General features: G+C 49.4%; 13 protein-coding genes. 4 read left to right on the top strand and 9 right to left on the bottom strand.

What is annotated here, in order from left to right:
* Window position 1: 1 nt before the first annotated feature.
* From G367_RS0120285 to G367_RS0120265, 5 genes are read right to left on the bottom strand one after another with little or no spacing between them, the layout of a single operon-like run.
* Window positions 2–1,270, bottom strand: a complete 1,269-nt coding sequence (locus tag G367_RS0120285; RefSeq protein ID WP_020414996.1) for an SAM-dependent methyltransferase — start codon at window positions 1,268–1,270, stop codon at window positions 2–4.
* Window positions 1,267–2,112: a DUF1365 domain-containing protein gene (locus tag G367_RS24475; RefSeq protein WP_245556726.1), complete on the bottom strand. Its 846-nt coding sequence runs from the start codon at window positions 2,110–2,112 to the stop codon at window positions 1,267–1,269. Before G367_RS24475 ends, G367_RS0120285 begins: the two co-directional genes overlap by 4 nt.
* The gene (locus tag G367_RS0120275) at window positions 2,072–3,322 is read right to left on the bottom strand and encodes an NAD(P)/FAD-dependent oxidoreductase (protein ID WP_020414994.1); all 1,251 of its coding nucleotides are present in this window, start codon (window positions 3,320–3,322) and stop codon (window positions 2,072–2,074) included. The genes G367_RS24475 and G367_RS0120275 overlap by 41 nt, the downstream gene beginning before the upstream one ends.
* Window positions 3,322–4,098, bottom strand: coding sequence for an SDR family NAD(P)-dependent oxidoreductase (locus tag G367_RS0120270; protein WP_020414993.1), 777 nt, complete (start codon window positions 4,096–4,098; stop codon window positions 3,322–3,324). The genes G367_RS0120275 and G367_RS0120270 overlap by 1 nt, the downstream gene beginning before the upstream one ends.
* A gap of 3 nt (window positions 4,099–4,101) precedes the next feature.
* Entirely contained in the window at window positions 4,102–4,533 is a 432-nt protein-coding gene (locus G367_RS0120265) for a nuclear transport factor 2 family protein (RefSeq protein ID WP_040629362.1), read from the bottom strand.
* Between the two features lie 157 nt (window positions 4,534–4,690).
* Here G367_RS0120265 and G367_RS0120260 point away from each other — a divergent pair, with 157 nt between their 5' ends.
* Together G367_RS0120260 and G367_RS25365 are read left to right on the top strand one after the other, a co-directional pair.
* Window positions 4,691–5,308 carry a sigma-70 family RNA polymerase sigma factor gene (locus G367_RS0120260; RefSeq protein ID WP_020414991.1) on the top strand — a complete coding sequence of 206 codons (618 nt, stop codon included), beginning with the start codon at window positions 4,691–4,693 and terminating at the stop codon, window positions 5,306–5,308.
* Between the two features lie 7 nt (window positions 5,309–5,315).
* Window positions 5,316–6,002, top strand: coding sequence for a ChrR family anti-sigma-E factor (locus G367_RS25365; RefSeq protein WP_020414990.1), 687 nt, complete (start codon window positions 5,316–5,318; stop codon window positions 6,000–6,002).
* 25 nt (window positions 6,003–6,027) lie between these two features.
* Here G367_RS25365 and G367_RS0120250 read toward each other — a convergent pair whose 3' ends face one another.
* Window positions 6,028–9,534, bottom strand: a complete 3,507-nt coding sequence (locus G367_RS0120250) for an indolepyruvate ferredoxin oxidoreductase family protein (RefSeq protein ID WP_020414989.1) — start codon at window positions 9,532–9,534, stop codon at window positions 6,028–6,030.
* A 631-nt stretch (window positions 9,535–10,165) separates the two neighbouring features.
* On the opposite strand from G367_RS0120250, the gene G367_RS0120245 reads away from it, so the two are divergent.
* Complete coding sequence (locus tag G367_RS0120245) at window positions 10,166–10,657, top strand: Lrp/AsnC family transcriptional regulator (RefSeq protein WP_020414988.1); 492 nt, start codon at window positions 10,166–10,168, stop codon at window positions 10,655–10,657.
* A gap of 416 nt (window positions 10,658–11,073) precedes the next feature.
* Here the strand turns inward: G367_RS0120245 and G367_RS26990 are convergent, their stop codons facing one another.
* Complete coding sequence (locus tag G367_RS26990; protein ID WP_281165951.1) at window positions 11,074–11,208, bottom strand: hypothetical protein; 135 nt, start codon at window positions 11,206–11,208, stop codon at window positions 11,074–11,076.
* Window positions 11,209–11,400: 192 nt separating this feature from the next.
* Here G367_RS26990 and G367_RS0120235 point away from each other — a divergent pair, with 192 nt between their 5' ends.
* Window positions 11,401–12,225 (top strand): alpha/beta fold hydrolase, encoded by an 825-nt coding sequence (locus G367_RS0120235; protein ID WP_083922815.1) that lies wholly within the window; start codon window positions 11,401–11,403, stop codon window positions 12,223–12,225.
* Window positions 12,226–12,308: 83 nt separating this feature from the next.
* Here G367_RS0120235 and G367_RS0120230 read toward each other — a convergent pair whose 3' ends face one another.
* Both G367_RS0120230 and G367_RS0120225 read right to left on the bottom strand, forming a co-directional pair.
* Window positions 12,309–13,970, bottom strand: coding sequence for a D-arabinono-1,4-lactone oxidase (locus G367_RS0120230; RefSeq protein WP_020414985.1), 1,662 nt, complete (start codon window positions 13,968–13,970; stop codon window positions 12,309–12,311).
* 42 nt (window positions 13,971–14,012) lie between these two features.
* Window positions 14,013–15,881, bottom strand: a complete 1,869-nt coding sequence (locus G367_RS0120225; protein WP_020414984.1) for a carotenoid oxygenase family protein — start codon at window positions 15,879–15,881, stop codon at window positions 14,013–14,015.
* Window positions 15,882–16,351: the final 470 nt, after the last annotated feature.

Below are 16,351 nucleotides of genomic sequence, written 5' to 3'. Positions count from 1 at the left end.
TTTAAAAGCTACCGAGAAACCGCGGCTTGGCAAAAATAAACTGTGCGGCACTGATCACTCTCTGCATAAATCCACCCTCGCAATAGCATAGGTAAAATTCCCACATACGAATAAAGCGTTCATCAAAACCAAGAGCTTGCATTGCATCCACCTGCTTCAAAAAAGCCTCGCGCCAGTGGCGGATAGTATGTGCATAGTGGATGGTAATATCTTCCAGATCGACCATCTGCATATCCGTGGCTGTCGCCACATGGTGAGCAACCACCTGGTTTGATGGCAAGCAGCCACCAGGGAAGATATAGCGCTGGATAAAATCCACTTCTTTACGATATTGCTGATAACGTTGATCCTGAATGGTAATGGCCTGCATCACCATCAAACCATTATCTTTAAGCAAATGGCTGCAAGTAGAAAAAAACTTACGATGGTATTCATGCCCTACCGCTTCCACCATTTCAATAGAAACCAATTTATCGAAACTTCCCTGCAAATCACGGTAGTCTTGTAAGAGCACAGAAACTTTATCTTGCAGCCCCTCTTTTTGTACCCACTTTCGGGCATAGTCATACTGCTCTTCAGAAATAGTGGCAGTAGTTACCCGGCACCCATAGTGTTTTGCGGCAAAGATGGCCATTGCGCCCCAGCCGGTTCCTATCTCAAGTAGATGGTCATTGGCCTCTAGCTGTAATTTTTGGCAAATATGCCCCATTTTGTGTACTGAGGCATCAAATAGCGGCGTTTTCTCTGAGGGGAATATTGCCGATGAATAGAGCATGGTCTTATCGAGGAAAAGCTGAAAAAATTCGTTACCCAGATCATAGTGTGCAGCAATATTCCTACGCGAACCGTTAGGATTATTCGAGTTTAATCGATGCAGACCTCGCAGGAACATTCGTGGTAACTGACTCCAACGCCCGTCCATATCCTCAATCAGATCCATGTTATCGACCATCAAACGAATTACACTCAGAAGACACGGTGAAGTCCAGTCCCCTTGCATGTAGGCTTCACCAGAACCAATAGTGCCATTGAGTAACACCTGAACGTATGCACTGCCATCCAGTACCTTTATATGTGCACGAACACAGGCTTGATCTATAGGTTGGCCAAATCGATATTTATTAACTCCCTCCTCGATAAGCAAATGCCCCCTATCAATTACCCGCATCTTACTCAACACTAGCCTGCGGGCCAGGCGAACCATCCATGACTCTGATAGCCCCGCTAAAGAAGTACTCTCTTCCCTTTGGACCTGTTGTATGACTTTCATAGTTGCTCTTCTCCTCCCTGAGTCCCACGCTTACTACCCGGATGGGAAAAAACGGGGGTGCGCTTAATCCATAATTTCAGCGCCTGCCAATAAATTGTGGCTATTACCTTTGCGGTCATGAATGGGTACTGGATCAGGATACTATTGAGCACCGCGCTACTCACTTCACGGCGACGCAAGCTCAGTACAGCATCAAATAGAGGGCGCTCACTCTCTCCCCCGGTACTCGTGTCAAAATTCTGCAGATAAGCCGTCAGTCGATCTCCTGGAGTGATACTGCGCCACCGGTATCCCTGGGTAATCGGCATAAAAGGGGAAACGTGGAAAGCTTTGGCAAATGCCACTTTCTGTACCCGGGCACCAGAGCGGCAATCCAACACATAACTATGGCGTTCATTCCAGGGCGTATTGTGCACATCCAGTAAAAGCCAGCGTACCTTATTGCCCTCTCCGTCAAAACAGTAATAGATGGTGATTGGATTCATGTTGTAGCCAAAATAACGCCAATTAGCCAATACACGCACAGGGCCCTGCGGACGCTCTCCACAAACATCTTCCACTCTACGACGCACGGCCTCATCCAGACTTAAAACCGGATCACCAAAGAAGTCCTTCCTGCAAAAACGCGCCGGTGCCCAACCCCGCGTTGACCACCACCGCGAAAGAGAACAAAAGCTATCCAATTCCGCCAGGTCCAGATACACCATAAACACTTTATAACGAAACTGATTCTGCCTAGGTGAAAAACGGCGATGCTGTACCCAGCCCGTATAGATGGCACTCTCCACTACAATTTCCCCTTCACCAGCAAACCCCCAGGCTTTCGGCCACTCGCAAAGCACTATTTACACCATCTTCATGAAAACCATTGGCCCAATAGGCGCCGCAAAACCAAGTACGGTTTACGCCATTGATACTGGCCCACTGCTGCTGTGCCCGCGAGCCAGCAACAGAGAATTGCGGATGGGCATACTCGAAGCGTGCCAGGATTTTCTCCTGTTGAATTCGCTCTTCCGCATTCAGCGTAACGCAGTAGGTTTTTTCTGTTTGTAGTCCTTGCAGGATATTCATGTTGTAGGTGAGAACTGGCAGCTGATCCTGCTCCGCGCGTAAGCGGTAATTCCAGCTAGACCAGCTGAGCTTGTGCTTCGGCAGCAGAGCGGTATCTGTATGCAAAACTACCTTGTTACAGGCATAGGGAATTGCTGAGAGGACTTGTTGCTCACGAACCGAAGCATCATCCAGGCATCGCAAAGCCTGGTCAGAATGACAGGCAAATATCACCCCATCAAAAGAATGTTGTTCACCGGCAGAAGTTAATAACTTCACACCTTGCTCTGTACGCCGCACAGAACAAACCTTAGTGGAGAGCCGTATTCTGTCGATATAAGGTGCTGCCAGGGGATCTATATAGGAGCGTGACCCACCCTTGATCACCCGCCATTGAGGCCTGCGCACTATATTGAGCAAGCCATGGTTAAAAAAGAAGCGTACAAAAAAGCTGACTGAAAATTCCAGCATCTGCGACACGCTAGCCGACCAGATTGCAGAGCCCATAGGAACCAGGTAACGATTGGCAAACTCTGATGAATAACCATTTGCAGGAAGGTATTCGCCCAGGGTCAGGCCATCGTGCAAGCGCCCTTCTCGCCAATCACGTAACGCGCCGCGGTTAAATCGCACAATATCCCAAAGCATTCGCCAGTGGCCGGCACTGAGTATGTTGGAGCGCTGGGAAAACAGCGTATTCAGGTTATTACCAGCGTACTCAAAGCCCTCCCGATCACAGCGCACACTGAATCCCATTGAAGTTGGTTGGGATTCAACTCCGAGTTCATCCAACAAGCGAATAAAGTTCGGGTAAGTCCAGTCATTGAATACAATAAAGCCTGTATCAATTGCCAGTTGGCGCTCACCCTCCTGTATGTCGATAGTAGCGGTATGCCCGCCCAGGCGTTCCTGTTCCTCAAAGAAGGTTATGTCATATCTGCGGCTTAGTAAGTAAGCTGATGTGAGTCCGGCGATACCGCTGCCAATAATGGCAATACGCATCAATTCTTCCTTAAAGTGCGAATCCTACTTATCCTGGGTGTGCAAAAACGAAACCAAATAAAACGAAAAAAGCCAAAAAATCGTAAAGGCCAACTCAAACGTCGGGGGAAATCGATTACTGATTTTCCTTTTGAAAGGCCGCTCTCTATATATATTGCAGCCCGCTCCGGGCTGATTAGAAAAGGCATATCGAAATCGTTACGCGCCGTCAGTGGAGTGTCTACAAACCCAGGACGAATACATACAACTTTGAGGTTTGTATGGCAGGAATCGGCACGCACCGATGCCAGAAAATAATCGAGCGCAGCCTTTGAACTACCATAGGCCTCCGCACGCGGAAAAGGGACAACCGATGAAAGACTGCCGAGGGCGGCAAATATCGGGGCAGGGCTTACACTCAGCAGTGGCAGAGCGATGCGCAAGGTATTTATGACACCGAAGAAATTGGCATCAAACACCCGTCGATACATAGCACTTTCAAGCTGTAAATCATTGTCATATTCGCAGGTACCCGCACAGGCAATCACCATATCCAAGTGGTCAATAAACTCATTAAGGCGGGCGGGAACTGCCGCCATGGCATTATCATCAGCAACATCACAGTCGAGTATCTGGATGCGGCTGGGCGCGCATTTTTGCAGCTCTACCAATGTCTCACGCCGGCGAGCGGAGGCAATTACAAAGTTATTGTGCCGAGCAAGGCGCAGGGCCAGCGCACGGCCAATACCAGAGCTGGCGCCGGTTACCCATACAGTCTTATCACGAATTTCACCCACCAGTCAGCCCTGGCCCAGCCGCGACTTGATTTTTCGAATCAGGGAACCCAGCAGAGGCACCTGCTCATAGACCATTGCACCCATGTCGTAAAAATCCTCGTGATAAAATACCTTATCCGAAAATCGCACCAAGCTGCAGCCCCGCAATCGCAACGGCCGCCCCCCTTTCAAGGATTGGTGGGAGTAGTTCATATACCAGGGTAAGCAGGCACTTTCATGGGTAATGGATGCCTCTTCAAAGCGGAAGCGACACTGGGTAAGTCCCCGGCTCATTTCACCAAAGTGCGCTTTTAACGCTGATAGCCCCTCAATTCGGTATAGTGGGTCGCGAAAAACAACGTCATCGCTATATATCGCAGATAAATCCGCTGGATCTCGCATCAAAAAATCTTGGTAGTAAGTCTGAAGTTCTTTTACCAGCGTTTGACTGCTCATAGCCTCTTCCACAATATCCCGCACTTCTGTCCCTTAAATCTACGCCCAACCACTGAGGATGGATCACAAGCAAGATACAAAATAAATTTCAAAAAACCACATCCATACCTTTCCAGTGAGCGTAGTAAGTATCGACAATACAGCAAAGAGCGCTAAGATGGCGCAGATACAAAAACTCAATAGCAATGGAATTGCAGTGAGAGCCACCCAGGACTGTGCAGATGACTGGAGTACATTACTCACGCGGGTCGGTACCCAGCGTGACAGGCAGGCATTTGAACGTGTTTTTCGGCACTTCGCTCCACTGATTAAGGGCTTCCACCACAGCCGTAGCACCCAGGCACTCAATACCGAAGCAGCTGATGAATTGGTGCAAGAGGTAATGCTCAAGGTATGGCACAAGGCACCCAGCTTTGACCAGAGTAAGGCCTCTGCCAGCACCTGGATCTATACGATTATGCGCAATTGCCGTATCGATATGCTGCGCCGCAACCAGCGCCATCGGCACCGGGAAGGCGATATAGATGTCGCTGACATCTGGGATGAGGCTCTGGAAAATCAGCCCCTGCTTTTCTTGCAACATAAACGCAATGAGCGGGATATTGCCGACGGTTTAAGTGCACTGCCGGCAGAACAAAGCCATATCCTGGAAAAGGCCTACATGGAGGGAAAATCCCACAGTGAAATATCACAAGAGCTGCGCCTACCGCTGGGCACGGTGAAATCCCGCGTGCGCCTGGCAATGAAGAAATTACAAGCTCGATTTGTCAGGTGATCGCCGTATGATTCGCCACCACCCCGATAATAACTTACTGTTGGAATACGCCGCCGGCAGCCTGGCACGCGGACCTAGCCTGGTAGTCGCCGCGCACATCCAGATGTGCGCGGACTGTCGCTCACACTACCACAGCCTCAATTGCCTGGGTGGCTCCCTGCTAAACCAAAGCCCCGCTCAACCCCTGAAGTCCAAGGCTTTCGAATGCTTAATTGCACGTATCGACCAGACCCAGGAAAAGATTACCGATCTGGAAAAACCTGCTAGACAACCAGACTTATCAATCAAGCAGGTCCCGGCAATGGAACATTTACCAAAAGTATTGAACAAGTTGCTGGAAAAAAACCCCAGCAGCAAGTGGAGAAAAGCTTCTCGCAATTTAGAAGTGTGTCGGGTGAGGACCGGGCAAAGAGAGTATGAAGTCGCCTTTCACCGTCTACGCAGGGGAGCCAAGCTGCCAGAACACGACCACAGGGGGCCAGAGTTTGCAGTGGTTCTAAACGGCAGCTTCTCTGACCACAATGGGATTTATGGGCCGGGAGATTTTGTATATCGCGAACCTGGCCAGATACACCGCCCAATTGCCACCCAGGACCAGGACTGCCTGTGCTTTTCTGCAGTGGCTGCCCCGGTAGCCATCACGGGGATCAGCGGTTTATTACTCAACCGATTGATCCCCTTCCGCCCAGGTTAATATAGCCAGAGAAAGATCCGGGCTATCAGGATGCCACCATCGAAACCTGATCTCCATCCACAAACAGCCCAAACAGCTCCTGCCAACGCTCTTTTACCAAGGCAAACTTCTGCTCACGCACATGGCCATAACCACGCACCTTGAGCGGGATCTCCAGCAGCTCCTGCGCAGTGGCAATATTGTCTGCTCTGAGTTGAGCTGCTACTCCCTCTACGGCCAGGGCCACCTGGTGTGCCCAGTCGCGCTCTGCGCGACGTTCCCCAGAGTAGCCAAATATATCCATAAAGGTACCGCGCAGTACCTTGCCCCGTGCCAATAATGGCATCAACTTACCCATCCAGGGACCAAACTGCATTTTTCGCACTGTGCCACTGGCATCCGGCCTGGCCAATAATGGCGGCGCCATATGGAACTTCAGGGTGTAATCACCGGTGAAAGTCTCGCGCAGCTGCCGCTGGAAATCGTCGCCACTGTAGAGGCGCGCCACCTCGTATTCATCTTTATAGGCCATGGCCTTGTAAAGACTATTAGCCGCAGCCCGGGTCAACTCTCCGGATGTGCCCTGCAGAGACAGCTCCGCCTGATGTAACTGCTTAATACGGCGGGTGAATTGATGGGCATAAGCTGCATTTTGGTACTCACTCAATTCACCTGCCAAACGGGCGATCAGCTGCTGAACACTCTCTTGGGGCTCAATCATTTTTACTGGCTGCGCTGGAACCGCCAGTTTTTCAATTGCCCTTGGGTCAGTCGCCAGCAGGCGCCCTGCACGGAACGCCCGCAGGTTATTTTCCACCGCGACGCCGTTTAACTGGATGGCCCGCTCCAGAGCTGCTTCACCGATAGGCAGCAGGCCCTTCTGGCAGGCAAACCCCATAATCATTAGATTACTGGCAACAGTATCCCCAAAAAGGGCCTGAGCGTATTTATTTGCATCGAAGGCAAAATACTCAGCACACAGGGACTCAATACTCTCTTGGGTCGCATCCGCCGGAAATGCCAGCTCATTATTGCGGACGAAAGCCGCTACCGGCACTTCTGCAGTATTAACTAGCGCTCGCATCTTTCCGGTGGCAAATTTCGGGCGCTGGCCTGCGGCCGTCACCATATCGCAGCCGAGTAATAATTCAGCTGCGCCATCGCGAATTCGTGCAGTGGTAATTGACTCAGGGCGAGCGCCCACTTTTACATGGGCTACCACCGCACCGTTTTTCTGTGACAATCCAGTGAAATACAGGGTGGTGCTGCCTTTATCTTCAAGGTGCGCTGCCATTCCCAGTAAGGCCGCCACGGTGAGTACACCACTGCCACCAATTCCTGCAACCAGAATACTAAGTGGCTGCTGTAAATCTGCAGCTGGGGCCGCCGGTAATTCGGCGATGGCAGAATCCAGGGATTCGGCCAGCGACTGTACCGGTGGCTTTTTCAATTCACCGCCCTCTACAGTCACAAAGCTCGGACAGAAACCATCGGCACAGCGCATATCCTTGTTACAGCTGGACTGGTTAATCTGGCGCTTGCGCCCAAAAGGTGTCTCCAGTGGCTCCACTGCAATACAGCTGGATTGCACACTGCAATCCCCACAGCCCTCACACACCCGCTGGTTAATCAGCAGCCTTTGGGCAGGATCAACCATCTGCTTTTTCTTGCGGCGACGGCGTTTTTCCGCTGCACACACCTGCTCATAAATAATCGCAGTGACACCGGGAGTCTCACGAAGGCGACGTTGAACTGCATCCAGCTCTGAGCGATCCAGTACTTCTATCCGGGCCGGTAACAAGTTGCGATGCTCGTGCCAGTGGTCCGGGTTTTCGCTCAATAAAACCACTTCCCCGACGCCCTCTGCCAACAGCTGGGCAGCCAGGCTTGGCGCGTTCACCTCACCATCAGCGGGCTGGCCGCCGGTCATGGCTACCGCATCGTTGAGCAGGATTTTGTAGGTAATATTGACTTTGCTGGCCACAGCTTGACGAATAGCAAGCAAGCCGGAGTGATTGTAGGTGCCATCACCCATATTCTGGAAAATATGCTCGGCACTGGAGAAACGGTGCAGGCCCACCCAATGGGCACCCTCACCCCCCATATGGGAATAAGTATCGGTGCGCAGGCCTTTACCCAACGCCATAATGTGACATCCGATACCGGCACTACCCAGGCTGCCCTCTGGCAACTTAGTGGAAGTATTATGCGGGCAGCCAGCACAAAATATCGGTTCCCGCGCAAGCAAACCGCAGGCTTTAGTTGGTACATTCCCACCCAGCTTCTCAGCCAGAGGAATCAGTGTCTCTGCCAGATCAGTATCTGACAGCCAACGGGCAATCGCCTTGGCTACCTGATCTGGCCCAAATCCCCAAATAGCGGGCAGCAGATCATCGCCATTCAGGTCTTTCTTACCGATCACTTTCGGCCGGCGTCCATCCTCCCAGCCGTAAAGCAGGTTTTTAAGCTGGTCTTCCACCAATGGACGCTTTTCTTCGACGACCAAAAGGCGCTCCATGCCATCGGCAAACTCACCAATGCCCTTGGGCTCCAAAGGCCAGGACATTGCGACCTTAAAGATGGAAATGCCCGCTCTGTTCAAATCTTCTTCGCTCAAATTGAGCAGTTGCAGAGCTTCCAGCAAATCACCGTGGGCCTTACCGACAGTGACAATTCCGAAGCGTTTGTGTTCAGCTTTATGGGTGGTTTTGTCCAGGCGATTTGCATAGGCAAAGGCCTGGGCCGCCGGCAGACGCTCCTGCAACATACGACGTTCATACTCCAAGCGCTCCGCCGGCCAGTTGAGGTGCGGGTCATAATTCAGGCCATGCGCTGGAACAGGAAAGTCTGCGGGAGTTACAAAATGAGGCAAACCGGGCACAACCAGGGAGGCCCCAGCTTCTACGGTTTCAGTAATTGTCTTGAAGCCCACCCACAAACCGGAAAAGCGGGATAAGGCGATACCGGCAAGCCCGAGTGTCAAATATTCATCGATTGAGGCCGGAAAGATTAGCGGCATCATCACCGACTCAAAAATCTGGTCGGTATTGTGAGAGAACATGGAAGATTCAGCCGTGTGATCATCGCCACACAGGGCCAATACACCACCGAGTTTGGCCGTACCCTGAATATTTGCCTGACGGAATACGTCTGCAGTGCGATCTACGCCGTGGCCCTTGCCATACCAGATCGAAAAGACCCCATCGCGTGTTGCCTGTTTGCGGTAATGATCGACCAGCTGGGTGCCCCAGATATTAGTAGCCCCCAGATCTTCATTGATACCAGGCTCAAAATGGATATCGTGCCCTGCCAGCAGCTTCTTGTGGCGCCACAGGGCCTGATCGTAGCCGCCGAGGGGAGAACCGCGATAGCCGGAGATAAAGCCAGCGGTGTTGAGGCCGGCCAATTCATCCATGCGCTTCTGCATCAAGGGCAGGCGCACCAGTGCGTCAATACCAGTCAGAAAGACCCGGCCAGATTCACGAGTAAATGCGGCTTTAAGGGAATACTCCGTATCAAAGCCAAGCTCCTGATCGCCTTCGACCATTGCCATGGGTACCACCTGTGTATTCTTTATTGCTTTTCTCGCTACTGGGTGCTTAGGATCTGCAGGCCACTTTTTTCAACTCAGCGGACGTAAAGCAGTTTGAAGGCAAACCAGAGCTTTTGATTAGCCGCTAAAATTAACATCGGCCGCCTGGGCAGGTCATACCAAAATAGGCCTGACTAGGGCATAATACGGACACAACTCGCTAAAGATCGCCAACTGATGGCAACAAATCACTCAAAATGCCACATTTTGGAGGATCTATCGAAGAGGGAGGGCCCAGATGTGCCACCACATTTGAGCGCTGAATACCCGGGCTACTGTCCACCGATACCTCCCGAGAGCTACAGCAACCGGGTGTGTGACGAAAGTAGCTAAGTTGGTCGCTACATGGGATGTAGGTAAGAGTGAGTATTTATAACAAAGACAAAACCGTTTCACAGCAACGCTACGGCAAAGGCTTTACCACGCTTAGCTCGAAGACTGAAGCTAGCAGGTAATTCACATTATCGGTTCATAAAAACCAACCGTTTACTGGAGACATGAATAGACGGGAAGGTTACCCGGTTTGCCAGGTTGAAAGTGAGACTGCCGGAAACCCGGTATACGTTCAGAAAGATGAGATACGGAAAAAACCATGGCCTATTTACTGGATGCCATCGATAAAAAGATCCTGGAAATTCTTCAACAGGACGCCACTATTCCCAATATTGAACTGGCAGAAAAAGTCTGCCTCTCCCCTTCCCCATGCTCGCGCCGAGTCAAGAACCTGAATGAACAAGGCTTTATCAAGCGTGCCGTGACCTTACTGGAGCCGGAAAAAGTAGGACTGCCGGTGAGCGTCTTTATCCAGGTTACCCTCAACCACCAGGTCAAAAAAGAATTACAGGATTTTGAATCCGTAATAGGCCAATGGCCGGAAGTGATGGAATGCTACTTAATGACGGGAGACTTCGACTACTTGCTCCGAGTCGTGGTCCCCAATCTACAGGCCTACCAGGAGTTCTTGGACAAGAAGCTCACCGAGCTACCGGGCATTGATCATATTAAGAGTAGCTTCTCCCTCAAACAGGTACGCTACCGAACAGAACTACCACTGGATCAGTTACTGGAAAAGAAGGGACAGTAAGAGAGAATTGCTCTCCTGCGAAGCTGGCAAGTTCATATCTTACTTCGCTTTAAGCGCCTGAGGAATAACCAGGCGCTCCCCTCAAGTAAACACCTAAGTCGAATCATACCCCGGCACCCACCATTTGTAGCGACCTAGAAATCCGCTCATTCACTTACTGCCCAAACCCAGCGGGATATAAACATGTGAAAATTTAAATAGCAAAAATACCTACGACTAGAAAACTACACCTTTTATAAAACCCGCAGGATAAGACAAGTGCAAACTTTTATTAGATCGACGTTACTCATTGCCTCTATCGGAGGTGGTTTTATGGGCTGTGTCTCAGCCCTGAATTATTTCTTTGCTTTCAGTAGCTGGACTATAGGTGGGGCTATTGTGAATGGCCTGGCCCTAACTGTCTTTATATATACACTCTATGCCGGACTGCAATTTTCTAAATCCGCTTCAAATACCAAACAGCTTTCACGCGCTTTTCTCCTCCAGGTTCCATGGCTTTCCTCACCAATCTTGATGTATAAAATTGGAACAGGAATATCCCTTACTTTCATGTACTCCTCACACGGAGGTAATTACTTCTTCAGCCTGGGAGCCAATTATTCCATGGCTATTTTCAGTGATAGGCCTTGGGGTATTGGGGTAAACTTAGCAGCTATCGGGTTCCTAATGCTAATCAAGCTTTACAAAAAATAAGTTGCCTCGAAATATAAAAAGCCCCAAGGTCTATCGATGCCCTAAATGTCATGACAAACAATTCAGAAACCAATAACAATACTCAAAAAATGGATCAATCCCAGAAAAAACCTGAAGACACCTTGATACTCCTTCATGGCGCCCTTGCAGATGAGAGGATGTGGGAACCGCACATCCAGCTCCTATCCAAAGAATTCACTGTGGTTAATTTTACCCAGAGACATTTTGGTGTAAATGGACAAGATTCAAATGGCAACTTTGGAATTGATACCCATGCCGAGGATCTTAATTCATTTATTAAGGAGAAGACCAGTAAGCCCGTGCATCTTGCAGCCTGGTCTTATGGAGCCGATGTGGCCTTGAATGCTGCAATTAAGTCTCCTACCTCGTTTAAAAGCCTATTTCTCTATGAACCAGGATATCCGGGACACCTGGATAATGAAGAGATGGCTAAGTATATGCAGGATGCCGAGGCCATGTTTGGCAAGGTGTTCCAGGCCGTTTCTGATGGGAATCTCGCAGTGGCAGTAGAGTCCCTAATTGACGGGTCCGGTAATAAGGTCGGGTATTTTTCTTCCCAGTCTCAAAATCACCGCAGCCAACAACTGGAAAATACCCATACCCTACCCCTACAATTGAATCAATCTGAACAGCCCTCTCTGGATAAAACCCACCTTTCGAGAATCCAGATTCCAACCACTATTGCCTTTGGCAGCGATACCAGGTCTCTTTTTCGAATAGTATCTAAATCTGCAGCCATCCACATCTCCAGCGCCAAGCTAATTGAAGTTCTTTCAGAAAATCATATGCTACCGCTGGAAAATCCGGAGCAATTTAGCCAGCTCATAAAAGAACATATAGCCAGGGAAGAATAATCGTTAGTCGATTTGGATGATTAAAGAAAGGGGGAGCATTAAATGCTCCCCCTTAGCAATTAATACAGCCTTAGTATCAGCGGCTACTCGGCCTTACAGATACGGGCATCAGAATACCAGTTGCCCGCCTGGCAGGTTGCGCCTGACTCACAATGAGAGTCACTCGTGCAATAACATTGGCCTTCCGCATTACATTCCGGGGTCAGGTAATTTTCCAAAGGATCTTGCCCACTCACCCTCTCCCAGAAGGGATTAGTAAATACGTTGTTTGGATCCAGTTCAGCCTTGGCATCCAGGAACTGAGACCACTTGGGGAAACGCGACGGCATATTTTCGAAGATCGCCACCGAATTCTTACCCCAATGGGGTCTGGCTCCATACTTGCGCAGAGACATCTGCTCAATTTCCAGGTTTACGAAGTAGTTCTTGGGCACTGCTTCGCCACGCTGGCGCAAGGTATATTCAATACCCACAAACGCAGTATCGCGGCCGGCGCTCATGCCCAGGTAGCTATCAGAAGCCTTGCCAAAACGGAAATAGATACCATTCAACGGGAAGCAGGTTCGCTCACTGTGTGCAATAATCTGACGTACATCCGCAATCCAGTTAGGCAGCTCTTCAAAGGGAATGGCAACTTCCTGCAGGGCAATCGGTAGCTTATCCCATACGCAGTTGTTAGGCTCCTTACAAACAAAGTGCTGCATCAGATCCGCATGACCAGTCGGCTTAATAAACTTCTTAAAGCCGCTATCTACATCCCTGAAATAAGAACTGGAGCGTGCGGTATAACGCAAGGACGCTGCAAAGCACTGTAAGGCAGAGCTGTCAGCTTCATGTAAGCTGTCAAAAATAAGACCGAAAAGGTATTCAGAGAAATCAGAGACATCCGCCTGGGCATTATAGGCATTGCCTTTGGTATCCAGGGGAACTTTATTATAGGTGGTTACCGTATAACGACCGAGTCCGGGGAACCAGGCAACATTGGCTGAGTGATTATCCCGGGCCAGATCCAGTATTACACTCTCAAGGTCTTCATCATCCCGGTGCCCTTTCACCTTGGCCTGAACTTTATAACCGGGTTCAGCCTCAATAGTGACTTCCACCACTATGCCGAGGACTCCGAGGTTTACTCGGGCGGCGTTGAGCATCTCCCCACTCAATACACGCAGATCTCCCTTGCCATCGACAATTTTTAGCTCAGTGACATAGTCTGAGATCATGTTGCTTTTTTGTGTAAAAGTTGAACCGTGAGTGCCGCTACCGAGCATGCCGCCAATTGTAAATATGGCTAGTTCCGTCACCATAGGAACGCTAAGCTCATGCTCTCGCAGGTAGGCCGTCAGGTCGTTAAAGCGCATTCCTGCCTGAACGGTCACCAGGCGGTTTTCCTTATCCAGGCTAATCACCTGATCCATATTTTTTAAGGTGACCTGAACTTCACCATTTCCTGCACAGGCAGCATCAATCTGGCTGTTAAATCGGCGAGTACCCGCCATTACCTTACGCCCCTGCGCAGCGGCATTGCGTACAATATCCTGAACCTCTGCTACCGATGAGGGATCATAGATAACACCTGGAAAACAGTCCTGGGTACCCTGGTAATTCTTAATTACCTCGGGAACCTCAATGGGTGGTGGCAATTGTGCTGCTGAAGCCCCTGCAGCAATAAACAGACCTGCCGCACAAAGTAAGTTGGTGGCCCCGCGCAACAAACGACATCGCCCGGAAGAAAGTAAATGGTACATGCCTTTGTTTCCTTGTGATTGCATTTCAATTGGATGAGTGAATTAACCGAATCGGGGCAGCAGCTCCCGGTTAATAATATCTTGTACATTACCGCTATGATCTGGAGCTTTACCGCGAAGGAAGTCTCCATAACCTGAGCGGTAAGCTGCAATGGGACGTCTCCCTATTGAGGGTACCCACAGGGCATGGTTGGTGGTGGCAAACTCCAGTGAAGTACTGGCGAGAATACAAAGTGGCCCACGGCTTAAAGCAGCCGCATCAAAAATCCAGAATTCCTTGCCATTGGAAGCTGAGGTGGTGGGATTTTTCCTGACCACAGCAGCAATCAGGTAACCGTCATTCTGTGCCGTGGAGCCGGGTCTGGCCATAAATTGAGGCGTGCGCATCACACAGTCATCCGGGAACTGATAAGCATCAGCAATACGCATTTGCTTACAATCCATATGAACCAGTGCTGAAGGCCGACTTTCCTCTGGCATATCCCAGTAACCAAAGTGGCGCTCTGGATAGTTCCGGTAGGCCCAGGACACACGCATAGAAACCAGATTGGGACGATAGCCAACTGCCGCCCAATACAGGTGTTCAAAAGTCTCGGGGAACTGGAAGTGGCCTCTGTAAGCAGGGTCATTCATATCCCACAGAAGACGCTCATCACGTATAACCTGATAGTCTTCTTTAATTTCCCTCGCAGAACCGGAAGTCACCTGAATACGAGCACGGACAAGCCCACCAACATCTACCGGTGCGGCAGGATAACCAGATAGCCAAGAGGGTACCAAACCACCCTCCTGCAAAATCTCGTAGCGGAACAGTTGCTCTGACTTATCCATAGCCCCCATGTACTGGCCATAGAGGGTAATTTCACCAGCGCTATCATCGTAGTTACAAACAATATCGGAAGTATCGAAACCCAATTCCAAGTAGTCGGCAACTATATCCTCACGGCCAGTTATCATATCCGCTTTGCGCAACACCCAGCAGCGCGTGCGATGCTCTTGCGGCAGTACAATTCGTGTGCCAAGTATTCGTGTGGACTCAACCCTTGCGGCTGTCTCAAAAATCACGACGTGATTGCGTGTTACCCCCAGGGAGTGTGAGCTGGCAGCAATATAGGCATTATTCCCTTGGCGATCACGAATATTCCAGCTTTTGAAAGCTCCCTGCTGATCCCAGGAAATCAGCCGGATAAACCCAGAGCGACCTGAGTCACCCATATTGCCACCATAATTAATAGTGATGCACTCTCCGGTTTCCAAGTCAAAGAAAGGGTGCCCTGTCGTACGAATCTGGGGAAACAGCCACTTTTTAGGTGTGAGATTCTCAAGTAGTGGAGGCAGGCTGGATTCCCACTCATCCACTTCACCAATAGGCGTGATCATCTCCAGAGTGGTTGCGTCAAACTCGTACGGCATACCGCCCTCATAACTCATCGCAAAGCGATTATCCCCCATATAATTGGGAGCCGTATTGCAATAATTCATGAAGCCCAGATTTGGACTGGAATAAATAGTTCCACCCAAGAGGTTAAATTTGTCAAAGCCACTAAGATCCTGCTCTTGCATAATGGCAGAAGCAGTTCGAATCATTTTCCGGGTATAAGCAACATTGGAGTTGTTACTTCGGCCGCTAAAATCCAGTCGTGTAAGCGCTCCTTTTCCGTTTGGTGTCAGGTGATTAGGAGCGATGGGGATTCCCTCAGCCATCAATAAATGACCCGTAACATCATCTGGCAAATTCCCCTGGATTACCGATAAATGTCCAGATGAATCCTCCAGGCTGCCATACATAATGGATTCTGGAAAATCGGTATCAGTTATCTTGCTACGTGCCTGAGCTGTCATTGAGGACATACCAGCAAGTGGTAATGCAGAGATAGCCCCTGCAGCTTTCAAAAGATCGCGACGTTTCATTACTTTCCCTGAATAAACGGCCGACTGCCTTTCTGACCCAATGTTTAATGGACTATTTGAACCAGTTAACGAAAAAATTAGATCTCAGACAGCGAGAGATAATTTTATATTTCTTATTACTCAATCAAGAAATATTTACAAAAATATTATTCTGCCAAACACAATAGCGAAGCAGTTAAATATATTAAACTGGAAAAATCAAGACTGGAACTGTGACAGAAACCACCAAAAGAGAAAGTTAAAAATTAATTAAAAATGAACTATACAGTCATGCAAATGAATATTGAAAACAACTCCATTAAAGAGATCGATCCTCAACAGATATCCAATAAAATACCATTTATCTAAAGATTTTAAAGAGCAACCATTGCTTATAACATCATAACTTTCGTAAATTTGAAGAAAAGCAACTCACCCGCAAGACTTACACAAATAAGCTATTAAAGGAATTATCCGCCACCCAAAAAGAA

Origin of the sequence: Microbulbifer variabilis ATCC 700307 (genome assembly GCF_000380565.1) — a bacterium.
In the GTDB taxonomy this organism is placed as follows: Bacteria; Pseudomonadota; Gammaproteobacteria; order Pseudomonadales; family Cellvibrionaceae; genus Microbulbifer; species Microbulbifer variabilis.
This window is presented reverse-complemented; position numbering and strand designations above follow the sequence as displayed.

Coding starts and splice junctions, on each gene's coding strand:
- G367_RS0120235 (WP_083922815.1), top strand. CDS start 11,401: ATGACAAACAATTCAGAAACCAATAACAATACTCAAAAAATGGATCAA.
- G367_RS0120250 (WP_020414989.1), bottom strand. CDS start 9,534: ATGGCAATGGTCGAAGGCGATCAGGAGCTTGGCTTTGATACGGAGTAT.
- G367_RS0120245 (WP_020414988.1), top strand. CDS start 10,166: ATGGCCTATTTACTGGATGCCATCGATAAAAAGATCCTGGAAATTCTT.
- G367_RS0120225 (WP_020414984.1), bottom strand. CDS start 15,881: ATGAAACGTCGCGATCTTTTGAAAGCTGCAGGGGCTATCTCTGCATTA.
- G367_RS0120260 (WP_020414991.1), top strand. CDS start 4,691: ATGGCGCAGATACAAAAACTCAATAGCAATGGAATTGCAGTGAGAGCC.
- G367_RS0120275 (WP_020414994.1), bottom strand. CDS start 3,322: ATGCGTATTGCCATTATTGGCAGCGGTATCGCCGGACTCACATCAGCT.
- G367_RS0120230 (WP_020414985.1), bottom strand. CDS start 13,970: ATGTACCATTTACTTTCTTCCGGGCGATGTCGTTTGTTGCGCGGGGCC.
- G367_RS0120265 (WP_040629362.1), bottom strand. CDS start 4,533: ATGAGCAGTCAAACGCTGGTAAAAGAACTTCAGACTTACTACCAAGAT.
- G367_RS26990 (WP_281165951.1), bottom strand. CDS start 11,208: ATGAAAGTAAGGGATATTCCTGTTCCAATTTTATACATCAAGATTGGT.
- G367_RS25365 (WP_020414990.1), top strand. CDS start 5,316: ATGATTCGCCACCACCCCGATAATAACTTACTGTTGGAATACGCCGCC.
- G367_RS0120285 (WP_020414996.1), bottom strand. CDS start 1,270: ATGAAAGTCATACAACAGGTCCAAAGGGAAGAGAGTACTTCTTTAGCG.